The following is a 26146-nucleotide window of genomic DNA, read 5'->3' on the forward strand; positions in this document are numbered from 1 at the left end:
ATGTGGATCAGGGGGCTGGGGGTTCGTCACCCTCGTCTTCTTCTTCCGCTTGCGGACGACGTTTGCCGGTATAGAAGCGAGCGAAGAACACCCCCACTTCAAACAGCAGATACATCGGTATTGCCAACAAGGTTTGCGAGAACACGTCTGGCGGCGTCAACAGCATGCCGACCACAAACGCGCCAACCAACACATACGGCCGTTTCTTCTTCAGATCTTCCGGCGAGGTGACGCCACTCCAGCACAGCAGAATGATGGCGACCGGCACTTCGAAGGCAACGCCGAACGCCATAAACAGCGCCATGACGAAATCGAGGTAGTTTTTAATGTCGGTCGCAATGGTCACCCCCATCGGCGCGGTCTTGGCGAAGAAGCCGAAGGCCAGCGGGAACACGATGAAGTAGGCGAAAGCCATGCCGAGGTAGAACAGCAGGCTGCTGGACACCAGCAGCGGCATCATCAGGCGGCGTTCATGCTTGTACAGCGCCGGCGCGATGAATGCCCACACCTGATACAAAATCATCGGCGCGGAGACGAACACCGAGACGATCATGGTCAATTTGATCGGGGTAAAGAACGGTGACGCCACGTCAGTGGCGATCATGCTCGCCCCGGCCGGCAACTGCTTCAGCAGCGGCGCAGACACCAGTTGGTAGATGTCGTTGGCGAAAAACACCAGCACCACGAACACCGCCAGCACGCAAATAATCGAGTTCAACAGCCGCTTGCGCAGCTCTATCAGATGACTGATAAGGGGTTGGGTATCTTCAACAGCCATGTATTAACGATCGCCACTAGGTTGGTGAGACGCTGGGGTTTTATCCGCAACAGGTTCGACAGGTGCCGGCGCGGTTTCCACCGGCGCTTTAGCCGGTTGCGCCGCCACCGGCGCGACGGCTTCAGGTTCCGTGGCCGGTTTTGGCACGGCGGCGGGCGCGCTGGCGCGGGTTGCCGCTTCCGCCGGCGTCACGCCGTCGTGCAAAGCTTCCGGATCGGTGATCTGCGAGTTATGAATGGTGTTCGCCAGCTCTTCTTTCTCGCCCTGGTAGGTGCGTTTCAATGATTCCGCCGCGTCTTTCAGCTCATCCATCGACGCCTTCAGTTCCGGCGTCAGGTTCTGCAAGCCAGCCTGTTCCGCTTTTTTCAGGCTGTCCTGCAGTTCCTGCAGCTTCAGTTCCTGAGACAGTTCGTGCTGCACCGAGGCCGCCAGCGAGCGCAGCGCGCGGATCCAGCCCGATACCGTTCTGACCGCGACCGGCAAGCGTTCCGGCCCCAGAACAACCAGGCCGATCACCAGCACCAGCAGCAGCTCACTAAACCCAATGTCAAACACGGTTTATACCTGCTCTTTGTTCTTCGACTCTTCCGGTTTCACTTCCGGCTGCTTTTCGGTAATAGGCTTGGCCGAGAAGTCAGCGTCATCCAGGCTGCTTTTCTCAGCCGTGTTGGGGGTCGACGGCGTATCGTCGCCGATCGCCTTCTTGAAGCCCTTGATCGAGGCGCCGAGATCGGAGCCCAGCGTGCGCAGTTTTTTGGTACCGAACAACAGCACCACGATCACTGCGATGATCAACAATTGCGTAATACTAATACCGCCCATTTTAATTACCTCTAATTTTAAAGGGTCTTTTAAAGCCAGCCCGCATTATAGGGCCGACTTTACCAGAGTGACGAATTAAATCAGGTGGTTCGCTTCCAGCCAATCACCCAGCATACGATGCCGGCGGCCATCATCCAGGCGGGAAACACCTCGATTTGCCCCAGCAGCAGCAGCGTGCCGCTTACCAACAGTGTAGCGCCAACGCCGAACAAATAACGTGACTGCCCCTGACGAACCCGCTGAGCCTGCATCTGGTTGGTCAGCTTATCAACGCTTTGTTGCAACAGTTTATGCTGCTGCAGGCTGTCGTAAAACAGCTCGGGCAGTTCCGGCAGCTTCTCCGCCCAGAACGGCGCTTTCTCTTTCAGCGCACGCACCACGGCAGGAATGCCGACCTGATCGCGCAGCCAGCTCTCGAGGAACGGCTTGGCGGTAGTCCACAGATCCAGCTGCGGGTAGAGCTGACGCCCCAGACCTTCAACATACAGCAAGGTCTTCTGCAATAACACCAGCTGCGGCTGCACTTCCATATTGAAGCGTCGTGCAGTGTTGAACAGGTTCAGCAGCACGTTGCCGAAGGAAATCTCCGCCAGCGGCTTCTCGAAAATCGGCTCGCACACGGTGCGGATGGCGAATTCGAAGTCTTCCACGTTGGTGTCGCGCGGCACCCACCCGGAGTCGACGTGCAGTTCCGCCACCTTGCGGTAATCGCGATTGAAGAAGGCGATGAAGTTTTCCGCCAGGTAGCGTTTATCATCCTTGTTCAGCGAACCGACGATGCCGCAGTCGATACCTATGTAGCAAGGATCTTCCGGATGTTCGTAGCTGACGAAAATATTACCGGGATGCATGTCCGCATGGAAGAAGCTGTCGCGGAAGACCTGGGTAAAGAACACCTGGACGCCGCGTTCCGCCAACAGTTTCATGTTGGTGCCCTGCTGTTCCAGCGTGGCGATGTCCGATACCGGAATGCCGTAAATGCGCTCCATCACCAATACGCTTTCGCGGCAGTAGTCGGAATAAACTTCCGGTACGTACAGCATGGGGCTGCCGTCGAAATTGCGGCGCAGCTGAATGGCGTTAGCCGCTTCGCGCAGCAGGTTCAACTCGTCCAGCAGGGTTTTCTCGTACTCGCGTACCACTTCGCGCGGGCGCAAACGGCGACCGTCCGGCAACAGCTTCGGCACCCAGCCTGCCAGCCGGTACATCAGACGCACGTCGGCCTTGATAATCGGCCCGATATCCGGCCGGATCACCTTCAGCACCACTTCCTGGCCGGTGGTTTTCAGCCGCGCGGTATGCACCTGCGCGATCGAGGCAGAGGCCAGCGGCTGCTGATCGAAGTCATCAAACCAGGTCTCCAGCGGGCCGCCCATCGCCAGCTCGATATGCTTACGCGCCAACGCGCCATCGAAAGGCGCCACCCGATCCTGCAGCAGCGTCAGCTGATCGGCAATGTGCGGCGGAAACAGATCGCGGCGGGTCGACATCATTTGGCCGAACTTGATCCAGACCGGCCCCAATTCCTGCAGCGCCAGCCGCAGACGTTCACCCAACGGTTTGTCCTTATGCCGATTCGGCATCCAGAACAGCAGCCGGCGGCCAAAGCGCAGCGGCAGCGTCAAACGCATTTTAGGGATCAGCTCGTCCAGCCCGTAGCTGAGAAAAACGCGGACGATAAAATACAAACGGCGCAGTTCGCCTGGGGTCATCGCTTGCCCTCCAACTTGTCCATGCGGGCAGACAGCGCCTCCGCGCTGCGGGCGAGTGCGTCAACTTCTTCGTTGAACCACACCACTTCCAGCGGCCCCGGCGCCAGGCGCCACTCTTCGGTCAACGCCTCCGCCATCCCCTGCTGCCGGCGCATAAAGCCAGCTTTCAGCAGCGAGGCGCCTTTATCCAGCGCCTGTGTAATGCCTTGGGCGGCAATATCGCCGATGTAGGGCGCCAGCCATTCCGCCGGATCCCACTCCGCCAGATCGAGCAGGCCAACCAACTGTTGCACCACCTGAATATCGCCTTCCACCGTCAATTCGCCGCTGCGCATCAGCACCGGCAGCTGCTGGCGATCGCGCAGCTTAAGTAAGGCGGGAATGCGGCTACGCACGGTGCAATCGGCGCTGTCTTCAGACTGCCCCAGCACATCCACGCGCAGTTCGCTGAACACCAGCACCAGCGGTGAAGCCAGCTCTTCCAGTTCGATGCGCAGCACCTTGCCCGCCAGGCGTTGGCGGGCGGCTTTCATGCTGCGATCGCGAAACAGCAGGTTATTCAGCGAGGTTTCCAACGCGCCGGTCAGCAGAGGGGTAAACAGCATCGGCATCTCCCTCTCAGAACTTGAAGCCGCGATGCAGGGCGACAATCCCACCGGTCAGGTTGAAATAGGTGACGTTTTCAAAACCGGCGTTGCCCATCATGCCCTTCAGGGTTTCCTGATCGGGGTGCATGCGGATCGATTCCGCCAGGTAACGGTAGCTGTCAGGATCTTTCACCACCAACTCGCCGATCTTCGGCAGCACGTGGAAAGAGTAGGCGTCATAGGCTTTGCTCAGCGGCGCCAGCAGCGGCTTGGAGAACTCCAGCACCAGCAGACGGCCGCCCGGTTTCAGCACGCGGAACATCGAGCGCAACGCTTTGTCTTTGTCGGTGACGTTACGCAGGCCAAAGGAGATGGTGATGCAATCGAAGTAATTGTCCGGGAACGGCAGCGCTTCGGCGTTGGCCTGCACGTAATTGATGTTGCCGACGATGCCGCGATCGCGCAGCTTCTCGCGCCCCATCTTGAGCATCGAATCGTTGATGTCCGCCAGCACCACCTGCCCCTGCTCGCCGACCATGCGGGAGAACTTGGCGGCCAGGTCGCCGGTACCGCCGGCCAGATCCAGCACGCGCTGCCCGCGGCGCACGCCGCTGCAGTCAATGGTGAAACGCTTCCAGATACGGTGAATACCGAACGACATCAGGTCGTTCATCACGTCATACTTTGCCGCTACCGAATGAAAAACGTCCGCCACCATGGCCTGTTTTTCGTCTCTAGCGACGGTGCGAAAACCGAAATCGGTGGTTTCCTGCGATTGATCTGCCATTGTCCTGCCTGCTATTCAGTCAATTTTGTGTGGATGAGTGTACCAGAAGCCCGGAAAATACCCCACCTCGCCACGGCCTCAGCCGTGCGAAACGAAGCCCGATTCCCCGGCGGTATCGTCATCGTCGTTCGTCTGCGGCAGCGCGGCGACATCATCGTCGTTCGCCTCTTCCGCTTCATCGTGTTGCGCGCCGGCTTGCTGCGCCAGCAGCGGGTTTATCGGCCGTTTGACTTCAACCCCCAACGCGCGGAAACCTTCAATTTGGCCGATAAGATTACCACGGCCTTCGCTCAGTTTGTTCATCGCCTGACGATAACTGCCCCGCGCCTTGTCCAGGCTCTGCCCCAGTGCGGACATATCGTCCACGAACAGCCGCATCTTGTCATACAGTTTCGCCGCGCGATCGGCGATGCGCTGGGCGTTCTGGCTCTGATGCTCATAGCGCCACAGGTTGGTGATGGTACGCAGCGCCACCAGCAACGTGGTCGGGCTGACCAGCATGATGTTGTGCTTAAGCGCTTCGCTGATCAGCTCCGGCTCGCGATCGATAGCCAGCAGGAAGGCGGGCTCGACCGGAATGAACATCAGCACATAGTCCAGAGAACGCAGCCCCGGCAGCTGCTGGTAGTCCTTGCGACCCAGCATGCGGATGTGGCCGCGCAGCGAGGCAATATGTTCGCTCAGCGCCGCTTCGCGCTCCGCCTCATCCTCGCCGTTGAAATAGCGCTCGTAGGCGATCAGCGACATCTTGGCATCGATCACCACATCCTTGCCCTGCGGCAGGCGTACGATCACATCAGGCTGCATGCGGCTCTGATGATCCACCCGCACGTTGACCTGCGTTTCATACTCATGCCCTTCGCGCAGACCGGAGGCCTCCAGCACCCGGCTCAGCACCACCTCGCCCCAGTTGCCCTGCGTTTTGTTGTCGCCTTTCAGCGCCTTGGTGAGGTTGATCGCCTCACGCGCCATCTGCGCGTTCAACTGCTGCAGATTGCGTATCTCATGCGTCAGCGTGTGGCGCTCCCGCGCTTCCTGGCCGAAGCTGTCCTGCACCTGACGGCGAAAACCGTCCAGCTGTTCGCGCAACGGCAGCAGTAAACGATCCAAGCTTTGCTTATTTTGCTCGTCAACCTTGCGGCCGCTGTGTTCAAAAATGCGGTTGGCGAGGTTTTCAAACTGGGTGGTGAGGCGCTGTTCGCTGTTGATCAGCAGACGCTGTTTCTCCTCCGCCGCCATGCGCGTCTCTTCCAGACGGATGGTGACTTCGCGCAGCTCAGCCTCCTGCGCGCTGTTAACCTCGCGCTGGGCGCGCAGCTCTTGGTTGAGCAGCTCGCATTCGTTGCGCCAATGGGTGAGCTGTTGCAGCTTCTCATGCCCGGCCGCCAGTTGGCTGTGCAGATTGCGCAGCTCCAGCTCGCTCTGGCGCAACTGCTGCTCGTGGCGCTGTAGCGTTTCCTGCCGCACGGCCGTTTCCTGCTGCGCCTGCTGCAACGCTTGCTCCAGCAACCGCAGTTCGGTTTCATGTTGCGCATGCGTCTGCTGCACCCGCAGACTGGCGATCAGCCACCCCAACAGCATGCCGATCGCGACGCCGCCAATCCCATAAATCAGACTGGTATCCACCCTGCCTCCTGTTGCACCTAGCCGTTGCGGCGTTTTGCTCGCCCATTGCCCGTCACGTTAAGGGGAGGCTGTATGGATGTCCAGCCTGATTTTGCCGGCCGCGCACAATATTGCGCGGCGCTGCGCAATTTAGCGAGAAATCAGCCCAGCCACTGGCTGAGCCACTTGATGCCGAATGCCCCCGGCGCCAGAATGCCAAACGCCCAGATCATCGCCGACGTGACGTTGGCCAGCTGGAAATAGCGCTGCGGCATGCCGCAAATGCCGCCCACCAGCGGCACCACGGCGCGCAGCGGGCCGAAGAAGCGGCCGATGAAAATGCCCAGCACGCCCCAGCGCTCGAAGAAGGCGTGGCCGCGCGCCAGCAGCTGCGGATTGCGCGACAGCGGCCACATATGGGCCACGCGATCCTGATAGTGATAGCCGATCCAGTAAGAGAGCCAGTCGCCGAAAAACGCCCCGGCGGCGGCAGCGGCCCAAATCGGCCAAAAGGCGATGCCGCTTTCGCCGATCAGCGCGCCCAGCGCCAGCAGGATCACCGTGGCCGGCAGCAGCAGCGACAAAAACGCCAGCGACTCGCCGAACGCCAGGAAGAAAATGATGGGAATGGCCCAGCCTTCGTGCTGACGCACGACATCGCTGACCCAGTTGATAACGTCATTGAGGCTCAATACGGGGCTCCTGATACGCGATGGTTCGCCGCCTAGGATAAGCCGGGGCGAGTTAAACCCCGGCTAAACACGCGGCAATTTACTCGAGGTAGAATGCCTGCAGCGCTTCGCGCTGGGCCGCGCCCAGGCCGTATTCCGCTTCCAGCCAGCGGTCGGTGGAGCCGTATTGCCGGCGGATGCAGCCCAGCGCCGTCATCAGGAACTCCTCGCGCGCGCTGAGCACGTAGGCGAATTGCTCCAGCGCCGCCGCATTCAGCTTGATAGAGAGCTGATCCAGCATCTGTTCGCGGAAAGTGGCCAGCGTGGTTTCGGTCAGCAGATAGTCTTCCAGCACCGTCGCTTCGTCGGCCCCCAGCGCGAACAGCACCAACGCCGAACCGACCCCGGTGCGATCCTTGCCGACCGCGCAGTGTTGCACGATCGCGCCGCCGCCAGGGTTGCTCAACAGCTGCGCCAGCCGCTGATAGGCCGCATTGCCGAACGGCAGACGGCGATACAGCTCCAGCATGAACGCCCGAGCGTCGAAAGCGGCCAGCGTTTCGTTGGTGAGCTTTTCCAGGTTGGCGTTGACTTCGCTGCTCAGCGGGTTGGCCGGCACATGGTGATAGTCGGCGCCATTCCACAGAATATCCGGTTTGGCCTGCACCTCGTCGGCATCGCGGTAGTCCAGCACCGAACGCACCGGCACTCCAGCGAGGAAAGTGCAGTCGTTTTCCGTCAGCCGCTCGAGAGAACCGGAGCGGAACAGCAGGCCGCGTTTGATGCGGCGCCCGTCGGCCACGCCGTTGCCGCCGAAGTCACGGAAGTTAATGCCACCGTCGAGCGGCGCAAGCGAAGGATGAAGCAGGATCTGGGCGGTCATAAACGTCCTCGTTGTTTTTGTTATGACAACGCGCGGCAGCCATCGGCGCAGCGCTGAGGAGTATCACCGTAACAGATTAGCCGCGAATGGAAAAACGGGCCGCGTCGGCGGCCCGTTGAGGGGAGGCGATTACAGCAGACGGCGGGCGGCGTCCACCACGATCTGCACCGCTTTGCTTTCGGTGTTTTTCATGGTTTCGGCGTTCGGGATCTCTTGCTGGGTGCGGTTAACGATCACCCCAGCCACCATGCCGGCACGCAGTCCCTGGCTGGCGCACATGGTCAGCAGCGTGGCGGATTCCATTTCATAGTTCATCACGCCCATCGCCTGCCACTCTTCCATCGAACCTTTAAAACGGCTGACCACGCGGCCGGAGTAGGTGTCGTAACGTTCCTGACCCGGGTAGAAAGTATCGGAAGAAGCGGTTACGCCAATGTGGGTGGTCGCGCCGCTGGCTTTGGCCGCTTCCACCAGCGCGGTGGTGCAGGCGAAGTCCGCGACCGCCGGAAACTCCATCGGCGCAAAGTGCAGGCTGGCGCCGTCGAGGCGTACCGCCGCCGTAGTCACCAGCACGTCACCGACGTTGATATTGGCCTGAATGGCGCCGGTGGTGCCGATGCGCAGGAAGGTGCGAATGCCCAGCTGCGCCAGCTCTTCCACCGCGATAGAGGTAGACGGGCCGCCGATACCGGTGGAGCAGACGATCACCGCCTTGCCGTCCAGCTCTGCGCGCCAGGTGGTGAATTCACGATGGGAGGCCAGATGCACCGGATTTTCCATCAGCTTGGCAATCTTCTCTACGCGCTGCGGATCGCCCGGCACGATGGCAAGCTGGGCCCCTTGTAAATCGTTCTTGGTGAGGCCGAGATGAAAAACGTCAGACTGAGACATACGAGACTCCTCATGGATCATGTTTATTGGGAGGAACAAAAAAGCACTCTACTGAAAATCGCCGCTTAATTTCGTGACGATAGTCACTATGAAAAGAGAAACAAATGACATGCTACATATTTTTTGTGAATTAAGTCACAAGAAAACCCATTAATGAGCCGCCCTCAAACCGCTAAACCTCAGTCTAGCCGATAAACCTTGCCGCTCCCTGCCCGTTGGTTGCCGACTGAAACTATTTAGCGCATCAATTCGAAATACCCCCATCTTATCGGTTGCTTAGGGACAAAAAAGCCCTCTAACGCACCTTATGGCACTTACGCGGGCCAAAACGCGTAATAACATGATAAAAAGCGCTTAAAAATGCCGCAAAGCCAGATAATTAGCCGTTTTTTATCGACTTGTCCGAAAGTGCGCCACGCAGCGCCAATAATGGGTAATCTTTCCTATAGTTAATCTCAGCGCTTTTTTCTATTGCACGGAGACCGCAATGAAAACCGAACATGTGATGACATTAGAACAGGCTCAGGGGGGATTCGCCCCGGCCGCCGCGCCGTTGGCCACCTCCGCGATTATCACCGACGAACAGGGCATTCACGCCGGGCAAACGACCATCCCTTCTCAGGGCGACGCGCTGCCGGCCTACGTCGCCAAACCCGCCGACCATAACGGCCCCTTTCCCATCGTGCTGGTGGTGCAGGAAATCTTCGGCGTCCATGAGCACATTCAGGATCTGTGCCGTCGCCTGGCCAAGCAGGGCTATCTGGCGATCGCGCCCGAGCTCTATTTCCGCCAGGGCGATGCCAACGACTACAGCGATATCGGCGAGCTGTTCCAGCAGTTGGTGACCAAGGTGCCGGATCGTCAGGTGTTGTCCGATCTGGATCACGCCGCGCACTGGGCTATTCGCCACGGCGGCGACGCCGGCAAGCTGGCGATCACCGGTTTCTGCTGGGGCGGCCGCATTACCTGGCTGTACGCGGCGCACAACCCGCAGTTGAAGGCGGCGGTCGCCTGGTACGGCAAACTGGTCGGCGAGAAAACGCTGAATTCACCGAAGCATCCGGTCGATGTCGCCACCCACCTGTCAACGCCGGTGCTGGGGCTGTATGGCGGGCAGGACAACGGCATTCCGCTGGAGACGGTGGAAACCATGCGTCAGGCGATCCGCGCCGCCAACGCCGAGGCCGAAATCGTGGTATATCCTGGCGTCGGGCACGCATTCAACGCCGACTATCGCCCCAGCTACAACGCCGAAGCGGCGGAGGACGGCTGGCAGCGCATGCTGGCGTGGTTCGCCCAGCACGGCGTCAAATAATGTCCCTCGCATAAAAAAGGGCGCCGAAGCGCCCAATCATCACACCAGTAAATCTATAAGCGGCGGTTCATCCGCCGCACGGCATCACGCGTGCTCGCGCAGGCGCTGCGCCGCCAATACCATGTTGGCCAGCGACTGCCGGGTTTCCGGCCAGCCGCGAGTTTTCAGGCCGCAATCCGGATTGACCCACAGGCGTTCTGCCGGGATGTTCTGCGCCGCTTTACGCAGCAGCGCTTCGATCCATTCCACGCTCGGCACGTTCGGCGAGTGGATGTCGTAGACGCCCGGCCCGATTTCGTTCGGGTATTCGAACTCTTTGAAGGCTTCCAACAGATCCATATCGGAACGCGAGGTCTCGATGGTGATCACGTCGGCGTCCAGCGCGGCGATGGATTCCATGATGTCGTTGAACTCGCAGTAACACATGTGGGTGTGGATCTGGGTGTCATCCCGCGCCACGGCGGCATTCAGTTTGAAGGCGTCCACCGCCCAATTCAGGTAGGCGGCCCAGTCGGATTGGCGCAGCGGCAGCCCCTCGCGCAGCGCAGGTTCGTCGATCTGGATGATGCCGATGCCGGCTTTTTCCAGATCCTCCACCTCGTCGCGCAGCGCCAGCGCAATCTGCTTGGCGATCACTTCGCGGGTCACATCTTCACGCGGGAACGACCAGCACAGGATGGTCACCGGCCCGGTCAGCATGCCTTTCACCGGTTTGTCGGTCAGCGACTGGGCGAATTTGGCCCATTCGACGGTGATGGCTTCCGGGCGGCTGACGTCACCGATGATGACCGGCGGCTTCACGCAGCGGGAGCCGTAGCTCTGCACCCAGCCGTTCTGGGTAAACACGAAGCCGTCGAGGTTCTCGCCGAAATACTCCACCATGTCGTTGCGCTCGGCTTCACCGTGCACCAGCACGTCCAGCCCGAGACGTTCCTGCTCGACAATCGCCTGTTTGATGTGCTCACCGATGCTGGTGCGGTAGTTATTGCCGTCCAAACGGCCCTGTTTGAAGTCGAGACGCAGGCCGCGGATCTCGGTGGTCTGCGGGAACGAACCGATGGTGGTGGTCGGCCAGGCCGGCAGGTTGAAACGCTCGCGCTGCGCCCTGGCGCGCTCGGCGTAAGCGCTGTGGCGTTCGCTGTCCTGCGCGGTGATCGCGGCCAGCCGGCGCTCAACCTGTGGGTTATGCACACGGCTCGACTGACGGCGGGCGCGGATCGGCGCGCTGTAGGCGTCCAGTTCAGCCTGTTTCGCCGCGTCAGGCGCGTTCAGCGCAGAGCTCAACAGCGCCAGTTCGGCGCATTTTTGCAGCGCGAAGGCAAACCAGCTTTTCACTTCTTCGTCCAGACGGCTTTCCACGCTCAAGTCGATCGGGCTGTGCAACAGTGAACAAGAGGAGCCAATCCACAGCGGGCGAGTACCCACCAGCGGCTGCAAGCGCTCAAACCAGCGGCTCAGATCGGCGCGCCAAACGTTGCGGCCGTTGATCACCCCCAGTGACAGCAGCCAGTCTTTCGGCAATGCGGCGCTCAGCGCGGCGATATCGTCATGACCGGCGACCAGATCGACGTGCAGCCCCTGCACTTGCAGCGTGCGAATGGTGTCGAGGTTATGGCCGACGCTGTCGAAATACGTGGTCAACAGCAGCTTCACCTGCCCCTGCAGCGCATCGTAAGCCGGTTTGAACGCGTCCAGCCAGGCTTGCGGCAGTTCCAGCACCAGCGCAGGCTCGTCAATTTGCACCCACTCAACGCCGCGCTTCGCCAGCTCGGCCAGCACCTGCTGGTAAACAGGCAGAATCTCTTTCAGCAGCGACAGGCGGTCGAACGGCTCACCCTTCACTTTCCCCAGCCACAGATAGGTCAGCGGACCCAGCAGCACCGGCTTGATGCGATGGCCGAGCGCCAGCGCTTCATCCACTTCGTCCAACAGCTGAGTCCAGCCCAGCTTGAACTGCTGGCCTTGCTGGAATTCGGGCACCATGTAGTGGTAGTTGGTGTTGAACCATTTGGTCATTTCCGCCGCGGCCGCCGGCTCGCCGGTCGGTGCGCGGCCACGGCCGATGCGAAACAGCGTGTCCAGATCAATAGAGCCATCCGCATTCTGATGGCGCGCCGGCACATTGCCCAGCAGCAGGCTGGTGGTCAACACATGATCGTACCAGGCGAAATCGCCGACCGGCACCAAATCCACCCCGGCCTGTTGTTGCTGCTGCCAATGACGAGCGCGCAGCTCGCGGCCAACCGCCAACAGCTCTTCCTGCGTTGAGTTGCCGGCCCAGTAGCTTTCCTGAGCTTTTTTCAGCTCACGTCGTAGCCCAACGCGAGGAAAACCCAGTGTGTGATTCAAAATTGCCATCGTCATATTCCCCATTTAGCCGTCCAGATGTTTACACATCCATAATCAGCAGGTACTGTATTAACCACAAGCGCAATTTATTCACTGTCAATGTGAAGGACTCTCATGATCGAACTGAAACATTTACGGACGCTGCAGGCTCTGCGCAACAGCGGTTCGCTGGCGGGGGCGGCGGCCCAACTTCATCAGACGCAGTCTGCCCTGTCGCACCAGTTCAGCGATCTTGAGCAACGTCTGGGCTTCAAGCTGTTCGTCCGCAAGAGCCAACCGCTGCGCTTCACCGCCCAGGGCGAGATCCTGCTGCAGCTGGCGGAACAGGTGCTGCCGCAGATCCAACAGGCGCTGCAGGCCTGCCACGAGCCGCACCAGACCACGCTGCGCATCGCCATCGAATGCCACAGCTGCATTCAGTGGCTGACGCCGGCGCTGGACAACTTCCGCCAGCGTTTCCCGCAGGTGGTGATGGACTTCACTTCCGGCGTGACTTTCGATCCGCAGCCGGCCCTGCAACAGGGCGAGCTGGATCTGGTGATGACGTCGGATATTCTACCGCGCAGCGGCCTGCACTATTCGCCGATGTTCGATTTCGAGGTGCGTCTGGTGCTGGCGCCGGATCATCCGCTGGCCGGCAAGCCGCACATCGAGCCGGAAGACTTGAGCGATGAAACGCTGTTGATTTACCCGGTGCAGCGCCAGCGGCTGGATATCTGGCGGCATTTCCTGCAGCCGGCGGGCGTTAACCCGGCATTGAAGAACGTCGATAACACACTGCTGCTGATCCAGATGGTATCGGCGCGGATGGGGATTGCGGCGCTGCCGCACTGGGTGGTGGAGAGTTTCGAACGGCAGGGGCTGGTGGTGACCAAAACCCTGGGTGACGGCCTGTGGAGCCGCCTGTACGCCGCCGTGCGCGACGGCGAACAGCGCCAGGCGGTGACCGAAGCCTTTATCCGCTCGGCCCGCCAGCACGCCTGCGATCATCTGCCGTTCGTGCGCGATGCGGCACGCCCCGGCGCGACCGGCGCCAAAGCGTTGGCGGCCGGCGTATAAACTGTCGGCCCCCCGTTTAGCCGAGCTGTTTCGGCGCCACCCAGCGGCGGTGCACCCACAGCGAAGCGACGATCACCGCCCCGCCGATGATAAAGCTCGGCCAGTGCGGCTGCTGCTGCCAGATAGCCAGGTTGACCAACAAGCCGGCCGGCACATGCATGTTGTTCATGATGCCGAGCGTGCCGGCATCCACCTGCGTCGCGCCGTAGTTCCACATGAAATAGCCCAGCCCCGACGCCACCACGCCCAGCCAGATCAGCACGCCCCACTGCAGGTTGGTGGTTGGCAGCTGCTGCGGATTGCCCCACAGGAACCAGGCCACTACCGCCACCGCCGCCGCCCCCAGGTAGAACCAGGAAAAGGCGGTGTGCTGCGGCAAGGGGTGCACTTCCATCAGGCGCTTATAGCCGACCATGCCGATGGCGAAGCTGATGTTCGCCGCCTGCACCAACAGCAGCCCCCACCAGAAGTGTTCGCTCAGTTGGTGATAGCGAATGATCGCCGCGCCCAGCACCGCCAGCAGCGCGCTGAACACATAGCCCCAGCGCAGACGGCGGCCGCTCAGTAAGTCGTAGATCAGCGTGATGTACAGCGGCGTCAACACGGTGAACAGCAGGAATTCGGGTACCGTCAGGTAGAGATAGGCGCGGAAGCTGAACAGATACATGATGCCCAGTTGGAAGGCGCCCACCAGCATATACAGCAGGATCACCCTGGGCTTGATATTGCGCCAGCGCAGGAACGGCAGGAACACCAGCGCCGCCAGCCCGATGCGCACCAGCGCCGAGAACCCGCTGTCGACATGGCCCGCCAGGTACTCGCCGATCAGGCTGAAAGAAAACGCCCACAGGATGGTGGTTATAACCAAAAGCAGCACGATGGGTTCACCCTAAAAAGACCGAAAGGGCGATTGTAACGGAAGATGGACGCATAAGGGGATGAAAGGCGGTTTACATCTGAACAAAAGACAAACTACCAGCAAAATTTCACCGCTGAGTTAGGCTTAATAAAAAGGCGAGGTAACCATCATGAAAACGTCTCACATTCTGTTCGCTCTGCTGTTACTGCCTGGGTTGGCGGCGGCGGCCAACGGCGTAACCGACCTGCGCTCACAGCAGCAGTTACTCAACCAAAACAGCCAGCAGGCGCAGCAACAGCGCTTGTTGAACAACCGGCAGATGGATCAACGCCGCCTGCAGCAGCAGCGACAGTTCGACAATCAACGGCAACAGCTGTTGCAAACCACGCCGAACGGCGGGCAACTGCTGCCTAACGGCAACCAGCCGCGCGATCCGTTCAATCGCACCGCGCCGGCGGTGCCGCAGGCGCCGCTGCCGGCTACGCCCGCACGCCCATAACGGTGAGGATCAGCGGCGTGGTGATCGCCGCCAGCACGGTGGACATCACCAGGCTGGTGGCGGCAGGGCCGGTGAGCGTATTGAACTGGCGCGACATCAGGTAGACGTTCACCCCCACCGCCATCGACCCAAGCAGCACCACAACCCGGGTCTCCATCGGCGGCAGATCCATCATCCAGGCCAGCAGCCAAATCACCAACGGCTGTACCAGCAACTTCAGCACGCAGATGGCGCTGCTCAGCTGCCAGCCTTCGCTGATGCGGTACTCGGCGAGCCCCATGCCAAGCACCACCAGCGACAGCGGCGCCGCCACCTGGCCGAGCATGCTGACCGGCCGATCGACGAAGTCCGGCAACGGCAAGCCGGTCAGGCTAAACAGCGTGCCGGACAAAATGCCGACGATCAGCGGGTTGGTCAGCACGCTGCGCGCGGTTTTAGCGAAGCCGCCCAGCGTCGGCGAGCCGTTGCGCGCCCATTCGATCGACACCGTCACCAGCGTCCACAGGATCAGGCCGTTGAACACCAGCACCAGCGCCACCGACGGGATCGCCGCCTGCCCCAGCATTACGCTGGCGATCGGTAAACCGAGCATCACGTTATTGGAGAAAATACCGCCCAGCGCAAACACCGATCCGGCGACGCCATCCAGCCGGAAGAGGTGCCGGGCGACCAGGCGGCCAAGCACGAACACGATCAGGCAACTGCCGAAGAACGCGATCAACAGCCGGGCGTCGACCGCCGGGCGCTGCGAGAAGTCGCACATCATGCGAAACAGCATGGCGGGCAAGGCGAGGGAAAACACGAAACGCGTCAGGCCATCGGTGATGCTGGAGGGCCATTTCCCCCAGCGAATCAGCCCATAACCCAACGCGATCAGGGCGAACAGCGGTAAAGACAGCACGATCTGGTGCCACAGTGACATCATAAAGCCTGGCATCGCATTCCTTCCGTTGGCGCGGCGGCAAGGCTTGTCGTCGCGGGATTTATCGGCGCCGGATTAAAAATCCGAGCCAATCAAATCTATCCGGTCGGTGCAAATGCAGTCAACGCCCCAGTCGAGCAGCAGGCGCGCGCGATCCGGTTGGTTGACGGTATACACCAGAATGCGTAGACCGGCGTCTTTCAACGCGTTCACCCGCTCGGCGGTCAGCGCTTTGTGGTCGATATGCAGCGAGACGCAGTCCAGACGCTCCGTCAGCTCGCGCCAGTTGTCGTCCCACTCCTCCAGCAGTAGGCCACGCGGCAAATCCGGCACGGTGCGCTGCGCCGCCGCCAACGCTTCCACCGAGAAGGAGGAGAGCAGCGGGTCGGTCTGCCCTTGCCACAGCAACCGCGCCGCCAGCGCCACCACCCGCCCGGTTTCATCGTCGCTGCCGGTGGTCGGTTTGATCTCGATATTGGCCATCAGGCCGTGTTCCCGGCAGCGTTCCGCCACCTCCGACAGCAGCGGCAGCCGCTCGCCCTTGAAGGCCGAACTGTACCAGTTGCCGGCGTCCAGCTGCACCAGTTTGTCCCACGGCAGTTCGCCCGCCACGCCCCAGCCGTTGCTGGTGCGATCCAGCGTATCGTCATGCAGCAGGAAAATTTGTCCGTCCTGCGCCAGTTTGGCGTCGAACTCGATCATCTTGTGGCCGTGGCGCGCGCCGACGTCGATCGCCGCCAGGGTGTTTTCCGGCGCCAGAGAACCGCCGCCACGGTGGGCGACAATATGAGGGTAAGGCCAGGGTCTCGTCATCAATCCATCCGTAATCCGCTGTGGGTGTCAAAGAAGTGCAGCGCCTGAGCAGGCAGTTGCAAATATAGCGTACTGCCCGCCGCCGGCAAGGTTTCATGCGACAACCGCGCGATCACCCCGTGACCGCCCCACTGGCCGTGCGCCAGATTGTCGGCCCCCAGCAGTTCCAGCGTCTGCAGCTGCAGCGGCACGCCCTGGCCTTGCGCCACCAGCTGAATATGCTCAGGCCGAATGCCCAGCGTCAACGGCCGCCCCGCCCACTGCGGCTTGGCCGCCGGCAACGGCAGCGCCATGCCGTCCGTCAGCACCAGCTGGCCGCCGTCGGCGCTCAGGGTGCCGGGCAGCAGGTTCATCGCCGGCGAGCCGATAAAGCCGGCGACGAACAGCGAAGCCGGCCGCTGATATACCTCGCTCGGGGTGCCGATCTGCTCCGCCACGCCCTTGTTCATCACGATCACCCGCTGCGCCAGCGTCATCGCCTCCACCTGATCGTGGGTCACGTACAGGCTGGTGGTTTTCAGGCGTCGGTGCAGCTGCTGCAGCTCCAGGCGCATCTGCACCCGCAGCTTGGCGTCCAGGTTGGACAAGGGTTCATCGAACAGGAACACCGCCGGTTCGCGCACGATGGCGCGCCCCATCGCCACCCGCTGGCGCTGGCCGCCGGAAAGTTCGCGCGGCTTGCGCTTGAGCAACGGCTCCAGCTCCAGAATGCGCGCCGCCTCCTCCACCCGCTGGCGGATATGATCCTTGCCGAAACCGCGGATCTTGAGGCCGTAGGCCATGTTGTCGTACACGCTCATGTGCGGATAGAGCGCGTAGTTCTGGAACACCATCGCGATGCCGCGATCCTTGGGCTCCAGATCGGTCACGCGCCGGGTATCGATATAAATATCGCCGCTGGTGGTGCGCTCCAGCCCGGCCACCATCCGCAGCAGCGTGGATTTGCCGCAGCCGGACGGGCCGACCATCACGATGAATTCACCGTCCGCCACGTCGAGGTCGATCTGTTTGATCACCGGCGTTTTACCGTCGTAAGACTTGGTGACCGCCTGTAGTTTTAATCCTGCCATCGTCGTTATTTCTCGCTATCAACCAGACCGCGCACAAACCAGCGCTGCATCAGAAGCACCACCGCCAGCGGTGGCAATAAAGTCAGAATCATCGCCGCCATCACCTGGTTCCACTGGGTCGGCGCGCCGGAAGTGGAGATCATGCTCTTGATGCCCGCCACCGCGGTGCCCATCGAGGCGTCGCTGGTGATCAGGATCGGCCACAGGTATTGGTTCCAGCCGTAGATAAAGGTGATGACGAACAGCGCCGCCAGATTGGTTTTCGACAGCGGCAGCACAATGTCCCAGAAGAAACGCATCGGCCCGGCGCCGTCGATGCGCGCCGCCTCCAGCAGCTCATCCGGCAGCGTCATGAAGAACTGGCGCAGCAGGAAGGTCGCGGTGGCCGAGGCCATCAGCGGCAGCGTCAGGCCGGTGTAGCTATCCAGCAGGTTGAGGTTGGAGATCACCTCCACCGTCGGGAAAATGCGCACCTCCACCGGCAACATCAGGGTGAGGAAAATCAGCCAGAAAAACAGGCTGCGCAGCGGGAAACGGAAATACACGATGGCGTAAGCCGACAGCACCGACACCGCGATCTTGCCGCAGGTGATCGCCAGCGCCATGATCACGCTGTTGAGCAGCAGCAGCGAGAACGGCACCTTGAGGTTGCCCACGCCGCCCTGCCAGATATTGCGAATGTTCTCCCACAGGTGGCCGCCGGGCTCCAGCGTCATCGGCACCTGAAACACCTGTTTGTCGTCCAGCGTGGCGGCGACAAAGGCCACGTACAGCGGGAACAGCACCACCAGCACGCCGATAATCAGCATCACATGGCTGAAGATGTCCAGCCCGCGTCGATTCTCAATCATTGGTAGCGCACCTTACGTTCAACGAAGCGGAACTGGATCACCGTCAGGCCGATCACCAGCAACATCAGGATCACCGACTGCGCGGCGGAACTGGAGAGATCCAGCCCGGCGAAGCCTTCGCGGTAGATTTTGTAGATCAACGTGGTGGTGGACTGCACCGGCCCGCCGCCGGTGGCGGCGTCGATCACCGGGAAGGTATCGAAGAAGGCGTACACCAGATTGACCACCAGCAGGAAGAAGCTGACCGGCGCGATCAGCGGCAGCACCAGATGGAAGAAACGCCGCACCGGGCCGGCGCCGTCTATGGCCGCCGCTTCCACCAGCGAACGCGGAATAGACTGCAGCGCCGCGAGGAAAAACAGGAAGTTATAGCTTATCTGCTGCCATACCGAAGCCAGCACCACCAGGAACATCGCCTGGCCGCTGTTTTGCGCATGGTTCCAGTTATAGCCCAGACCGTTGAGGAAATGGGTGATCAACCCCAGACCGGGGTTGAACAGAAAGATCCACAGCACCGCCGCCACCGCCGGCGCCACCGCGTAGGGCAGGATCATCAGCGTGCGATAGAGGCGGCTGCCGCGCAGCACGTAGTCCACCAGCGCGGCGAAGAACAGCGAGACCGCCAGCCCGATGCCCGCCACCAGAAAGCTGAAGATCAGCGTGGTGTAGAACGAGTCGAGGTAGTAAGGATCCTGGAACAGCTGTTTAAAGTTATCCAGCCCGACAAACTGGCTGGACAGGCCGAACGGATCGAGGCTCTGCACCGAATACCACAGCGCCTCGCCGGCGGGCCATAAAAAGAAGACGGCGGTAATCAGCAGCTGCGGCAGCACCAACGCATAGGGCAGCCAGCTGCAGCCGAAACCGGGACGGGAAGATGACATAGCAGTTAAACCATTAATCGGGTACGGAAGGATCGGCGTGAAGACGCGAGCCCGGTCTGCCGGGCCCGCGACGCGGGGTTACTTGGTCGAAGCTTCGAAGCGGCGCAGCAGCACGTCACCGCGCTGCACGGCAGCGTCCAACGCCTGCTGAGGCGTTTTCTTGCCGGTCCACACGCCTTCCAGTTCCTCATCCACCACGCTGCGGATCTGCGGCATGTTGCCCAGGCGCAGGCCCTTGGTGAACGGCAACGGCGGCTTGTTCAGCATCTGGCGAGTGGCGACGTCGGCACCCGGGTTCTTGTCGTAGAAGCCCTGCTGCTTGGTCAGATCGTAAGCCGCGGTGGTGATCGGCAGATAGCCGGTCTTCTGGTGCCATTCGGCGGCGATTTCCGGCTGCGCCAGGTACTGCAGGAATTCGGCCACGCCCTTGTAGGTGGCGGCGTCTTTGCCGTTCATCACCCACAGGCTGGCCCCGCCGATGATGGCGTTTTGCGGCGCATTTTTCGCGTCGGCGTCGTACGGCATCATGCCGACGCCGTAGTTGAATTTGGCGTAGTGCTTGATGTCCGCCAACGAACCGGATGAGGCGGTGGTGATGGCGCAGTCGCCGTTATAAAACTTCTCGGTGGATTCGTCTTTGCGGCCGAAATAGGTGAAGTCGCCCTTCTTGTTCATCGCTTCGAGCAGCGCAATATGTTTGACCTGCAGCGGTTGGTTGAACTCCAGCTTGGCGCTGGTGCCGCCAAAGCCGTTGTTTTCACTGGCGAACGGCACGCCGTGCCAGGCGCTGAAGTTCTCCAGTTGGATCCAGCCCTGCCAGCCGCTGGCGTAACCGCACTTCATGCCGGCTTCGCGCAGTTTGGCGGTATCCGCCGCCAGTTCCTGCCAGGTTTTCGGCGGTTGATCCGGGTTCAGGCCGGCCTTTTTGAAGGCGTCTTTGTTGTAGTACAGCACCGGCGTGGAGCTGTTGAACGGCTGCGACAGCAGATGGCCGCTCTTGTTGTCGGTGTAATAGCCGGCCACCGTCGGCACGAACACCGACTCGTCGAAGTTGATGCCGGCCTCTTTAAACACTTCATAGACCGGTTTGATGGCTTTGCTGGCCATCATGGTGGCGGTGCCCACCTCGTAAACCTGCAGGATCGCCGGCGCCTTGCCGGAGCGGTAAGCGGCGATGCCCGCCGCCAGGCTCTGTTCGTAGTTGCCTTTATAAACCGGCACAATCTTGACGTCGCTGTGCGACTGGTTGAAGCGATCCGCCAGAGAGTCCACTTCTTTACCCAGTTCGCCTTCCATCGAATGCCAGAACGGGATTTCTGTCGCCGCCAGCGCCTGTGCGCTGACCGCCAGGGTCAATGCGACGCACAGCGTGGTTTTGCGAATAGCGTAGGTGAGCATGCCTAACTCCTGAAAAAGCTGGTGTAAAAGCGCGTGAGCGAAAAGAATCAGTTTTTTGTTCGGAAGCTAACATGCCATGCGCGGATGACAGAAAAATAACCGTTAGATGACAGCCACATGACGGCAAGGTGAAGTGAAGATGGCGGTTTGATGTCGGCGGCGGGCATAGGCTCCGCCGCCGCGAGGATTACAGCGAACGGCGCAGGCGCGCGACCGCTTCTTGCATCTGCTGCTCGGTGGCGGTGGCGAACGACAGGCGGAAGGTCGAACGATCCGGGTTGTCGGAGAAGAAGTATTCCCCCGGCACGAACACCACGCCCTGCTGCAGCGTAGTGTTCAGCCATGCGGTGGCGTTGAACGGCTGGCGGAAACGCGCCCACAGGAACATGCCGCCCTTCGGCTTATCGAAGGTGATGTAGTCGCCCAGCTCCTGCTCCACCAAACCGGCCAGGATCTCGCCCTTTTGCTTGTAGGCGGCGCGGATCTTGTCGATCTGCGCCGGCAGGCGATCCAGGCCGAGGTAGCATTCGACGATGCTCTGCGACAGGGCGCTGGCGTGCAGATCCGCCGCCTGTTTGATGATCGCCACTTTATGCAGCAGGAACGGCGGCAGGATCGCCCAGCCCAAGCGCAGGCCCGGCGCCAGGATCTTGGAGAAAGTCGAGGTATAGATGATGTGGTCGGTGTTGCCCAGCACCCGCTGCGACACCTGATGCAGCGTCGGGTGGCGCTCTTCGGTGAAACGCAGTTCGCCGTACGGATCGTCTTCGATGATCAGGAAGTTATGTTCGGCGGCCAGCTTCACCAGCAGTTCGCGGCGCGCGGCGCTGAGGGTAATGCCACTGGGGTTGCCGAAGTTCGGCACCACGTACACGCCCTTGATGCGCTGGGTTTTCAGCAGTTCGGCCAGCTCTTCCACCACCATGCCGTCGCTGTCAGACGAGACCGACATGATGTTGGCCTCCGCCAGTTCCAGCGTTTGCAGCGCCGCCAGGTAGGTCGGGCGCTCCACCACAAACACGTCGCCCGGGTTGACGATGGCGCGCATCACCAAATCCAGTGCCTGCTGCGAGCCGGCGGTGACCATCACCTCTTCCGCGCCAGCGGTGACGCCGCGCTCGGCGCACAGCGCGCAAATGCGCTCGCGCAGCAGCGGGCTGCCCTCGGTCAAACCATACTGGAACGCGCTTTTCGGCTGTTCGGTGATCGCCTGCTGGGTGGCGATGCTCAATCCTTCGAAATCGAACAGCGCATCAGAGGGGATGCCGCCCGCCAGCGAAATGACGTGTTCCATCTTGCTGTGCTTAAGCAATTCACGGATGGCCGAACTTTTTACGTTAACGATGCGCTGCGCGAGTAACCCTTCTGTCTTCATTTCTTCTTCTCGTACCTGATTATTTTAATTCGTAGGGGGGCGGATTAACCGCCCAGATACGCCGACCTCACTGCTTCGTTGGCTAACAATGCAGCCCCCGTATCTTCCAACACCACGCGGCCGTTTTCCAGCACATAACCGCGGTCCGCCAATTTCAGCGCCTGATTGGCGTTTTGCTCCACCAGGAAGATGGTCATGCCCTCTTCCCGCAGCTGCTGAATGATGTCGAAGATCTGCTGGATGATGATGGGCGCCAGCCCAAGCGAAGGTTCGTCGAGCAGCAGCAGCTTCGGCTGGCTCATCAGCGCGCGGCCGATGGCCAGCATCTGCTGTTCGCCGCCGGACATGGTGCCGGCGCGCTGGCTTCGGCGCTCCAGCAGGCGCGGGAACAGCGTGAACACCCGTTCGATGCGCTGCTGATATTGGTGACGATCGGCGAAGAAGCCGCCCATCGCCAGGTTTTCTTCCACCGTCATGCGCGAGAAGACGCGCCGCCCTTCCGGCACGATCGCCACCGCTTCGCGCATGATGCGCGAGGTTTGCCACTGGGTGATGTCCTGCCCCTGGAAGACGATGCTGCCTTCGCTGGCGCGCGGTTCGCCGCACAGGGTGCCGAGCAGCGTGGTTTTACCGGCGCCGTTGGCGCCGATTAACGTCACGATTTCGCCCTGACTTATCGTGAGACTGACCTGATGCAGCGCCTGGATTTTGCCGTAATGGGCGGATACCTGATTGAATGACAACATAAAGACTGCGCCCCGTCATTGTGCGTGAGCATCGCTGGTGATTATTTCGCTGCGCAGCAAGGCGCGAGCCGTGAGGTTTGGTGGGCCAAATAAACGGTGAGTAACGCAGCGGCGCGGCGAAATAGCCCCAGCCCTGCGGGTCGCGCCCCAAAAACCCGCTCTCTGCGTTGTCAGATTCGAACATAGTCCCGCTATGTTCTTCATCTTCCGCCTTGATAGCGGGTTTTTGGGTCTGCGACGATGGCACGAACAATGATGGGACACAGTCTTAAGCCTCGCCCAAATAAGCCCGGATCACATCCGGATTGTTGCGGATCTCCGCCGGTGTGCCCTGCGCCAGCGGCGTGCCCTGATTCACCACGTAAATGCGATCGGAGATGCCCATCACCAGCTTCATGTCGTGCTCGATCAGCAACACCGAGACCTTATGCCGATCGCGCAGCTCGACGATCAGATGATCCAGCTCGTCGGTCTCTTTCGGGTTCAGACCGGCGGCCGGTTCGTCCAGCATCAGCAGCTCCGGCCGGGTCACCATGCAGCGGGCGATCTCCAGCCGACGCTGCTGCCCGTAGGCCAGATTGCCCGCCGAACGGTTGGCCATATCCAGCAGGCCGACGCGCTCCAGCCACTCCGCTGCGTGCGCCAGTGCCTCGGCTTCGGCGCGGCGGAAGGCCGGGGTTTTCAGCAGCCCGGCGAACACGCCGCTTTTCAGGTGCTGATGCTGCGCCACCAACAGGTTCTCAATCACCGTCATTTCACGGAACAGCCGCACATGCTGGAAGGTGCGCACTACGCCCATACGGGCGATGGCCTGCCCCGCCAGCCCTTCCAGATGGCGATCGCGCAATTTGATGGTGCCGCCGCTCGGGCGGTAGAAACCGGTCAGGCAGTTAAACACCGTGGTTTTACCGGCGCCGTTGGGGCCGATCAGCGACACGATTTCGCCTTCATTGAGCGTCAACGCGACATTGTTGACCGCCAGCAGCCCGCCAAAACGCATTGACAGGCCTTCCACCTGCAGTAAAGGTTGAACGCTCATGCCTGTTCCCCCTTGCCCGCGTGAATGTCCGCCGCCTGCAGCTTCAGCTGCGGCCGTTTCATCGGCAACAGCCCCTGCGGCCGCCAAATCATCATCAGCACCATCAGCGCACCCAGCAGCAGCATGCTATATTCATTCAGATCGCGCATCAGCTCGCGCGACACCACCAACAGGATCGCCGCCAGAATGACCGCGAACTGCGATCCCATGCCCCCCAGTACGACGATCGCCAACACGAAGGCCGACTCGACGAAAGTGAAGGATTCCGGGCTGACGAACCCCTGGCGCGCGGCGAACAGCGTGCCGGCAAACCCGGCGAACGCGGCGCTGATGGTAAAGGCGGTCAGCTTGATGCGCGTCGGGCTGAGGCCCAGCGAGCGGCAGGCGATCTCGTCTTCGCGCAGCGCTTCCCAGGCGCGCCCGAGCGGCATGCGCAGCAGGCGGTTGATGACGAACAGCGTCAGCACCACCAGCAGCAGCGCCACCAGGTACAGAAATACGATGCGATCGCTCGGATCGTATTTCAGGCCGAAGACGTTATGGAAGGTATCCCAGCCGCCGTCGCGCACGCTGCGGTTAAACTCCAGGCCGAAGAAGGTCGGTTTCGGGATCTGGCTGATGCCGTTCGGCCCGCCGGTGATCTCGGTATTGTTCAGCAGCAGGATGCGCACGATCTCACCGAAGCCGAGCGTCACGATTGCCAGATAGTCGCCGCGCAGCCGCAGCACCGGGAAACCGAGCAGGAAGCCGAAGGCGGCGGTGACGATGCCCGCCAGCGGCAGGCTCTCCCAGAAGCCGAGGCCGTAATAGTGATTCAGCAGCGCGTAGGTGTAAGCGCCGATGGCGTAGAAACCGCCGTAGCCGAGCACCAGCAGACCGGACAAGCCCACCACCACGTTGAGGCCGAGGCCCAGCATCACGTAGATCAGCGTCAGGGTGGCGATATCCACCGTGCCGCGCGAGACCAGGAACGGCCAGGCGACCGCCGCGACGATGAGCAGAGCCGCCAGCAGCTTTTGCCGCGGCGTGGTGCCGTCGAAGCTCGGCAGCACGAACGCCGGGCCGGAGACTTTTTTCAATCCTTGCTGCAGCAGCGGGCGCAACAGCTGGAAGAAAAAGACGATGACGCAGCCGATGCCGATCCACATCCAGCGCACTTCCGCCGCGCCGTGCACCACCAGCTTGGTGCCGTCCAGGCTAAGCTGCATGCCCATCAGGAATGACGCCATCACGAACAGCACCGCCGTGGCGATCAGCGCATTGAGCAGATTGAGTTTCATACTTTCTCAACCTCCGGACGCCCGAGGATGCCGGTCGGCATGATCAGCAGCACCACGATCAGCAACGCGAACGACACCACGTCTTTATATTCAGTGCTGAGGTAGGCGGAGGTCAGCGCTTCCGCCACGCCCAGCACCAGGCCGCCGATCATCGCGCCGGGAATGCTGCCGATACCGCCCAGAACCGCGGCGGTGAAGGCTTTCATACCGGCCATAAAGCCGATGTAAGGGTTGATGACGCCGTAGAACTGGCCGAGCAACACCCCGGCCACCGCCGCCATCACCGCCCCGATGACGAAGGTCAGCGAGATCACCCGGTCCGTGTTGATGCCCAGCAGGCTGGCCATCTTCAGATCTTCCGCACAGGCGCGGCAGGCACGGCCCATGCGCGAATAGCGGATAAACAGCGTCAGCGCCAGCATCGCCAGGAAGGTCACGAGCCAGATGGTCAGCTGCATGGTGCTGATGGTGGCGGCGAAGCCGTTGCTTTCCCCCAGCACCCACTGGCCGGTCACCAGGCTGGGCAGCGCCAGATCGCGTGAGCCCTGCGTCAGGCTGACGTAGTTTTGCAGGAATATCGACATGCCGATGGCCGAGATCAGCGCAATCAGGCGCTTGGAGTTGCGCACCGGCTTGTAGGCCACCCGCTCGATGCTCCAGCCGTAGGCGCTGGCGATGACGATCGAGACCAGGAACGCGGCGCCGATCAGCAACCAGCCGACGTCGATACCGAGCATCATCAGGGCGGCGATGACGATAAAGGAGACATAGCTACCGATCATGTACACCTCGCCGTGGGCGAAGTTGATCATGCCGATGATGCCGTAAACCATGGTGTAACCGATGGCGATCAATGCATAGGTGCTGCCCAACGTTAAGCCGTTGAACATCTGCTGCAGAAAATAGAGGAGCTGCTCTGACATACTCTGAACCCTTGGCTGCGAAACCCGC

26 protein-coding genes are annotated in these 26146 nt (G+C 61.1%); 3 read left to right on the forward strand and 23 right to left on the reverse strand.

Annotation, left to right across the window (positions count from 1 at the left end; translation table 11 throughout):
• Window positions 1-7 precede the first annotated feature (7 nt).
• The 10 genes from tatC to udp form a co-directional block, all read right to left on the reverse strand.
• Complete coding sequence (gene tatC, locus CRO23_RS22655; RefSeq protein WP_004934456.1) at window positions 8-778, reverse strand: Sec-independent protein translocase subunit TatC; 771 nt, start codon at window positions 776-778, stop codon at window positions 8-10.
• 3 nt (window positions 779-781) lie between these two features.
• Complete coding sequence (gene tatB, locus CRO23_RS22660; RefSeq protein ID WP_097102971.1) at window positions 782-1333, reverse strand: Sec-independent protein translocase protein TatB; 552 nt, start codon at window positions 1331-1333, stop codon at window positions 782-784.
• A gap of 3 nt (window positions 1334-1336) precedes the next feature.
• Entirely contained in the window at window positions 1337-1600 is a 264-nt protein-coding gene (gene tatA, locus CRO23_RS22665) for a Sec-independent protein translocase subunit TatA (RefSeq protein WP_016929449.1), read from the reverse strand.
• Between the two features lie 80 nt (window positions 1601-1680).
• Complete coding sequence (gene ubiB, locus CRO23_RS22670) at window positions 1681-3312, reverse strand: ubiquinone biosynthesis regulatory protein kinase UbiB (RefSeq protein ID WP_004934451.1); 1632 nt, start codon at window positions 3310-3312, stop codon at window positions 1681-1683.
• The gene (gene ubiJ, locus CRO23_RS22675) at window positions 3309-3917 is read right to left on the reverse strand and encodes a ubiquinone biosynthesis protein UbiJ (RefSeq protein ID WP_097102972.1); all 609 of its coding nucleotides are present in this window, start codon (window positions 3915-3917) and stop codon (window positions 3309-3311) included. The genes ubiB and ubiJ overlap by 4 nt, the downstream gene beginning before the upstream one ends.
• Before the next feature lie 13 nt (window positions 3918-3930).
• A complete protein-coding gene (ubiE, locus tag CRO23_RS22680) occupies window positions 3931-4686 on the reverse strand; it encodes a bifunctional demethylmenaquinone methyltransferase/2-methoxy-6-polyprenyl-1,4-benzoquinol methylase UbiE (protein WP_004934443.1) in 756 nt (251 codons plus the stop codon).
• Between the two features lie 78 nt (window positions 4687-4764).
• Window positions 4765-6312 (reverse strand): DNA recombination protein RmuC, encoded by a 1548-nt coding sequence (gene rmuC, locus CRO23_RS22685; protein WP_097102974.1) that lies wholly within the window; start codon window positions 6310-6312, stop codon window positions 4765-4767.
• Window positions 6313-6452: 140 nt separating this feature from the next.
• A complete protein-coding gene (locus CRO23_RS22690) occupies window positions 6453-6983 on the reverse strand; it encodes a DedA family protein (RefSeq protein ID WP_004934438.1) in 531 nt (176 codons plus the stop codon).
• A 79-nt stretch (window positions 6984-7062) separates the two neighbouring features.
• Window positions 7063-7845: a tyrosine-protein phosphatase gene (locus tag CRO23_RS22695; RefSeq protein ID WP_016929452.1), complete on the reverse strand. Its 783-nt coding sequence runs from the start codon at window positions 7843-7845 to the stop codon at window positions 7063-7065.
• Between the two features lie 129 nt (window positions 7846-7974).
• Window positions 7975-8736, reverse strand: a complete 762-nt coding sequence (udp, locus tag CRO23_RS22700; protein WP_004934432.1) for a uridine phosphorylase — start codon at window positions 8734-8736, stop codon at window positions 7975-7977.
• A 487-nt stretch (window positions 8737-9223) separates the two neighbouring features.
• Here udp and CRO23_RS22705 point away from each other — a divergent pair, with 487 nt between their 5' ends.
• Window positions 9224-10051 (forward strand): dienelactone hydrolase family protein, encoded by an 828-nt coding sequence (locus CRO23_RS22705; protein WP_079450407.1) that lies wholly within the window; start codon window positions 9224-9226, stop codon window positions 10049-10051.
• Between the two features lie 84 nt (window positions 10052-10135).
• Here the strand turns inward: CRO23_RS22705 and metE are convergent, their stop codons facing one another.
• On the reverse strand, window positions 10136-12424 hold the full coding sequence (metE, locus tag CRO23_RS22710) for a 5-methyltetrahydropteroyltriglutamate--homocysteine S-methyltransferase (RefSeq protein ID WP_079452306.1): 2289 nt from the start codon (window positions 12422-12424) through the stop codon (window positions 10136-10138).
• Between the two features lie 90 nt (window positions 12425-12514).
• On the opposite strand from metE, the gene metR reads away from it, so the two are divergent.
• Window positions 12515-13459, forward strand: coding sequence for an HTH-type transcriptional regulator MetR (gene metR, locus CRO23_RS22715; protein WP_016929455.1), 945 nt, complete (start codon window positions 12515-12517; stop codon window positions 13457-13459).
• Between the two features lie 16 nt (window positions 13460-13475).
• Here metR and CRO23_RS22720 read toward each other — a convergent pair whose 3' ends face one another.
• Window positions 13476-14336 carry a carboxylate/amino acid/amine transporter gene (locus tag CRO23_RS22720; RefSeq protein WP_016929456.1) on the reverse strand — a complete coding sequence of 287 codons (861 nt, stop codon included), beginning with the start codon at window positions 14334-14336 and terminating at the stop codon, window positions 13476-13478.
• Between the two features lie 151 nt (window positions 14337-14487).
• Between CRO23_RS22720 and CRO23_RS22725 the strand changes: the two genes are divergently transcribed.
• On the forward strand, window positions 14488-14817 hold the full coding sequence (locus tag CRO23_RS22725; protein ID WP_016929457.1) for a hypothetical protein: 330 nt from the start codon (window positions 14488-14490) through the stop codon (window positions 14815-14817).
• On the opposite strand, the gene CRO23_RS22730 is transcribed toward CRO23_RS22725, so the two are convergent.
• The 11 genes from CRO23_RS22730 to livH all read right to left on the reverse strand — a co-directional run bounded on the left by CRO23_RS22730 (window position 14798) and on the right by livH (window position 26118).
• A complete protein-coding gene (locus CRO23_RS22730; RefSeq protein WP_016929458.1) occupies window positions 14798-15754 on the reverse strand; it encodes an AEC family transporter in 957 nt (318 codons plus the stop codon). The genes CRO23_RS22725 and CRO23_RS22730 overlap by 20 nt on opposite strands.
• A 60-nt stretch (window positions 15755-15814) precedes the next feature.
• Window positions 15815-16552 carry a glycerophosphodiester phosphodiesterase gene (gene ugpQ, locus CRO23_RS22735; protein ID WP_016929459.1) on the reverse strand — a complete coding sequence of 246 codons (738 nt, stop codon included), beginning with the start codon at window positions 16550-16552 and terminating at the stop codon, window positions 15815-15817.
• Entirely contained in the window at window positions 16552-17622 is a 1071-nt protein-coding gene (locus CRO23_RS22740; RefSeq protein ID WP_097102976.1) for a sn-glycerol-3-phosphate import ATP-binding protein UgpC, read from the reverse strand. Before CRO23_RS22740 ends, ugpQ begins: the two co-directional genes overlap by 1 nt.
• A 5-nt stretch (window positions 17623-17627) precedes the next feature.
• Window positions 17628-18473 (reverse strand): sn-glycerol-3-phosphate ABC transporter permease UgpE, encoded by an 846-nt coding sequence (gene ugpE, locus CRO23_RS22745; RefSeq protein WP_079452302.1) that lies wholly within the window; start codon window positions 18471-18473, stop codon window positions 17628-17630.
• Entirely contained in the window at window positions 18470-19357 is an 888-nt protein-coding gene (gene ugpA / locus CRO23_RS22750) for a sn-glycerol-3-phosphate ABC transporter permease UgpA (protein ID WP_015376293.1), read from the reverse strand. The genes ugpE and ugpA overlap by 4 nt, the downstream gene beginning before the upstream one ends.
• A gap of 78 nt (window positions 19358-19435) precedes the next feature.
• Complete coding sequence (ugpB, locus tag CRO23_RS22755; protein ID WP_004934396.1) at window positions 19436-20755, reverse strand: sn-glycerol-3-phosphate ABC transporter substrate-binding protein UgpB; 1320 nt, start codon at window positions 20753-20755, stop codon at window positions 19436-19438.
• 187 nt (window positions 20756-20942) lie between these two features.
• The gene (locus tag CRO23_RS22760; protein WP_097102978.1) at window positions 20943-22130 is read right to left on the reverse strand and encodes an aminotransferase-like domain-containing protein; all 1188 of its coding nucleotides are present in this window, start codon (window positions 22128-22130) and stop codon (window positions 20943-20945) included.
• A gap of 44 nt (window positions 22131-22174) precedes the next feature.
• Window positions 22175-22876, reverse strand: coding sequence for a high-affinity branched-chain amino acid ABC transporter ATP-binding protein LivF (livF, locus tag CRO23_RS22765; protein ID WP_015376292.1), 702 nt, complete (start codon window positions 22874-22876; stop codon window positions 22175-22177).
• A 268-nt stretch (window positions 22877-23144) separates the two neighbouring features.
• Window positions 23145-23915, reverse strand: a complete 771-nt coding sequence (gene livG / locus CRO23_RS22770; protein ID WP_097102980.1) for a high-affinity branched-chain amino acid ABC transporter ATP-binding protein LivG — start codon at window positions 23913-23915, stop codon at window positions 23145-23147.
• Window positions 23912-25195 (reverse strand): high-affinity branched-chain amino acid ABC transporter permease LivM, encoded by a 1284-nt coding sequence (locus CRO23_RS22775; RefSeq protein ID WP_097102982.1) that lies wholly within the window; start codon window positions 25193-25195, stop codon window positions 23912-23914. The genes livG and CRO23_RS22775 overlap by 4 nt, the downstream gene beginning before the upstream one ends.
• Complete coding sequence (gene livH / locus CRO23_RS22780; RefSeq protein ID WP_015376290.1) at window positions 25192-26118, reverse strand: high-affinity branched-chain amino acid ABC transporter permease LivH; 927 nt, start codon at window positions 26116-26118, stop codon at window positions 25192-25194. Before livH ends, CRO23_RS22775 begins: the two co-directional genes overlap by 4 nt.
• Between the last annotated feature and the right edge of the window lie 28 nt (window positions 26119-26146).

This window comes from Serratia sp. JKS296, assembly GCF_900215445.1.
GTDB lineage: Bacteria > Pseudomonadota > Gammaproteobacteria > Enterobacterales > Enterobacteriaceae > Serratia > Serratia marcescens.

Bases quoted from the DNA above. Each gene is read 5' to 3' on its own strand.
- ugpB (WP_004934396.1), bottom strand. From the start codon at position 20,755: ATGCTCACCTACGCTATTCGCAAAACCACGCTGTGCGTCGCATTGACC.
- metR (WP_016929455.1), top strand. From the start codon at position 12,515: ATGATCGAACTGAAACATTTACGGACGCTGCAGGCTCTGCGCAACAGC.
- metE (WP_079452306.1), bottom strand. From the start codon at position 12,424: ATGGGGAATATGACGATGGCAATTTTGAATCACACACTGGGTTTTCCT.
- ubiE (WP_004934443.1), bottom strand. From the start codon at position 4,686: ATGGCAGATCAATCGCAGGAAACCACCGATTTCGGTTTTCGCACCGTC.
- CRO23_RS22695 (WP_016929452.1), bottom strand. From the start codon at position 7,845: ATGACCGCCCAGATCCTGCTTCATCCTTCGCTTGCGCCGCTCGACGGT.
- livF (WP_015376292.1), bottom strand. From the start codon at position 22,876: ATGTTGTCATTCAATCAGGTATCCGCCCATTACGGCAAAATCCAGGCG.
- ugpQ (WP_016929459.1), bottom strand. From the start codon at position 16,552: ATGACGAGACCCTGGCCTTACCCTCATATTGTCGCCCACCGTGGCGGC.
- CRO23_RS22730 (WP_016929458.1), bottom strand. From the start codon at position 15,754: ATGCCAGGCTTTATGATGTCACTGTGGCACCAGATCGTGCTGTCTTTA.
- CRO23_RS22775 (WP_097102982.1), bottom strand. From the start codon at position 25,195: ATGAAACTCAATCTGCTCAATGCGCTGATCGCCACGGCGGTGCTGTTC.
- CRO23_RS22705 (WP_079450407.1), top strand. From the start codon at position 9,224: ATGAAAACCGAACATGTGATGACATTAGAACAGGCTCAGGGGGGATTC.
- ugpE (WP_079452302.1), bottom strand. From the start codon at position 18,473: ATGATTGAGAATCGACGCGGGCTGGACATCTTCAGCCATGTGATGCTG.
- ubiB (WP_004934451.1), bottom strand. From the start codon at position 3,312: ATGACCCCAGGCGAACTGCGCCGTTTGTATTTTATCGTCCGCGTTTTT.
- ubiJ (WP_097102972.1), bottom strand. From the start codon at position 3,917: ATGCTGTTTACCCCTCTGCTGACCGGCGCGTTGGAAACCTCGCTGAAT.
- CRO23_RS22760 (WP_097102978.1), bottom strand. From the start codon at position 22,130: ATGAAGACAGAAGGGTTACTCGCGCAGCGCATCGTTAACGTAAAAAGT.
- udp (WP_004934432.1), bottom strand. From the start codon at position 8,736: ATGTCTCAGTCTGACGTTTTTCATCTCGGCCTCACCAAGAACGATTTA.
- tatC (WP_004934456.1), bottom strand. From the start codon at position 778: ATGGCTGTTGAAGATACCCAACCCCTTATCAGTCATCTGATAGAGCTG.
- CRO23_RS22725 (WP_016929457.1), top strand. From the start codon at position 14,488: ATGAAAACGTCTCACATTCTGTTCGCTCTGCTGTTACTGCCTGGGTTG.
- livH (WP_015376290.1), bottom strand. From the start codon at position 26,118: ATGTCAGAGCAGCTCCTCTATTTTCTGCAGCAGATGTTCAACGGCTTA.
- livG (WP_097102980.1), bottom strand. From the start codon at position 23,915: ATGAGCGTTCAACCTTTACTGCAGGTGGAAGGCCTGTCAATGCGTTTT.
- ugpA (WP_015376293.1), bottom strand. From the start codon at position 19,357: ATGTCATCTTCCCGTCCCGGTTTCGGCTGCAGCTGGCTGCCCTATGCG.
- tatA (WP_016929449.1), bottom strand. From the start codon at position 1,600: ATGGGCGGTATTAGTATTACGCAATTGTTGATCATCGCAGTGATCGTG.
- CRO23_RS22740 (WP_097102976.1), bottom strand. From the start codon at position 17,622: ATGGCAGGATTAAAACTACAGGCGGTCACCAAGTCTTACGACGGTAAA.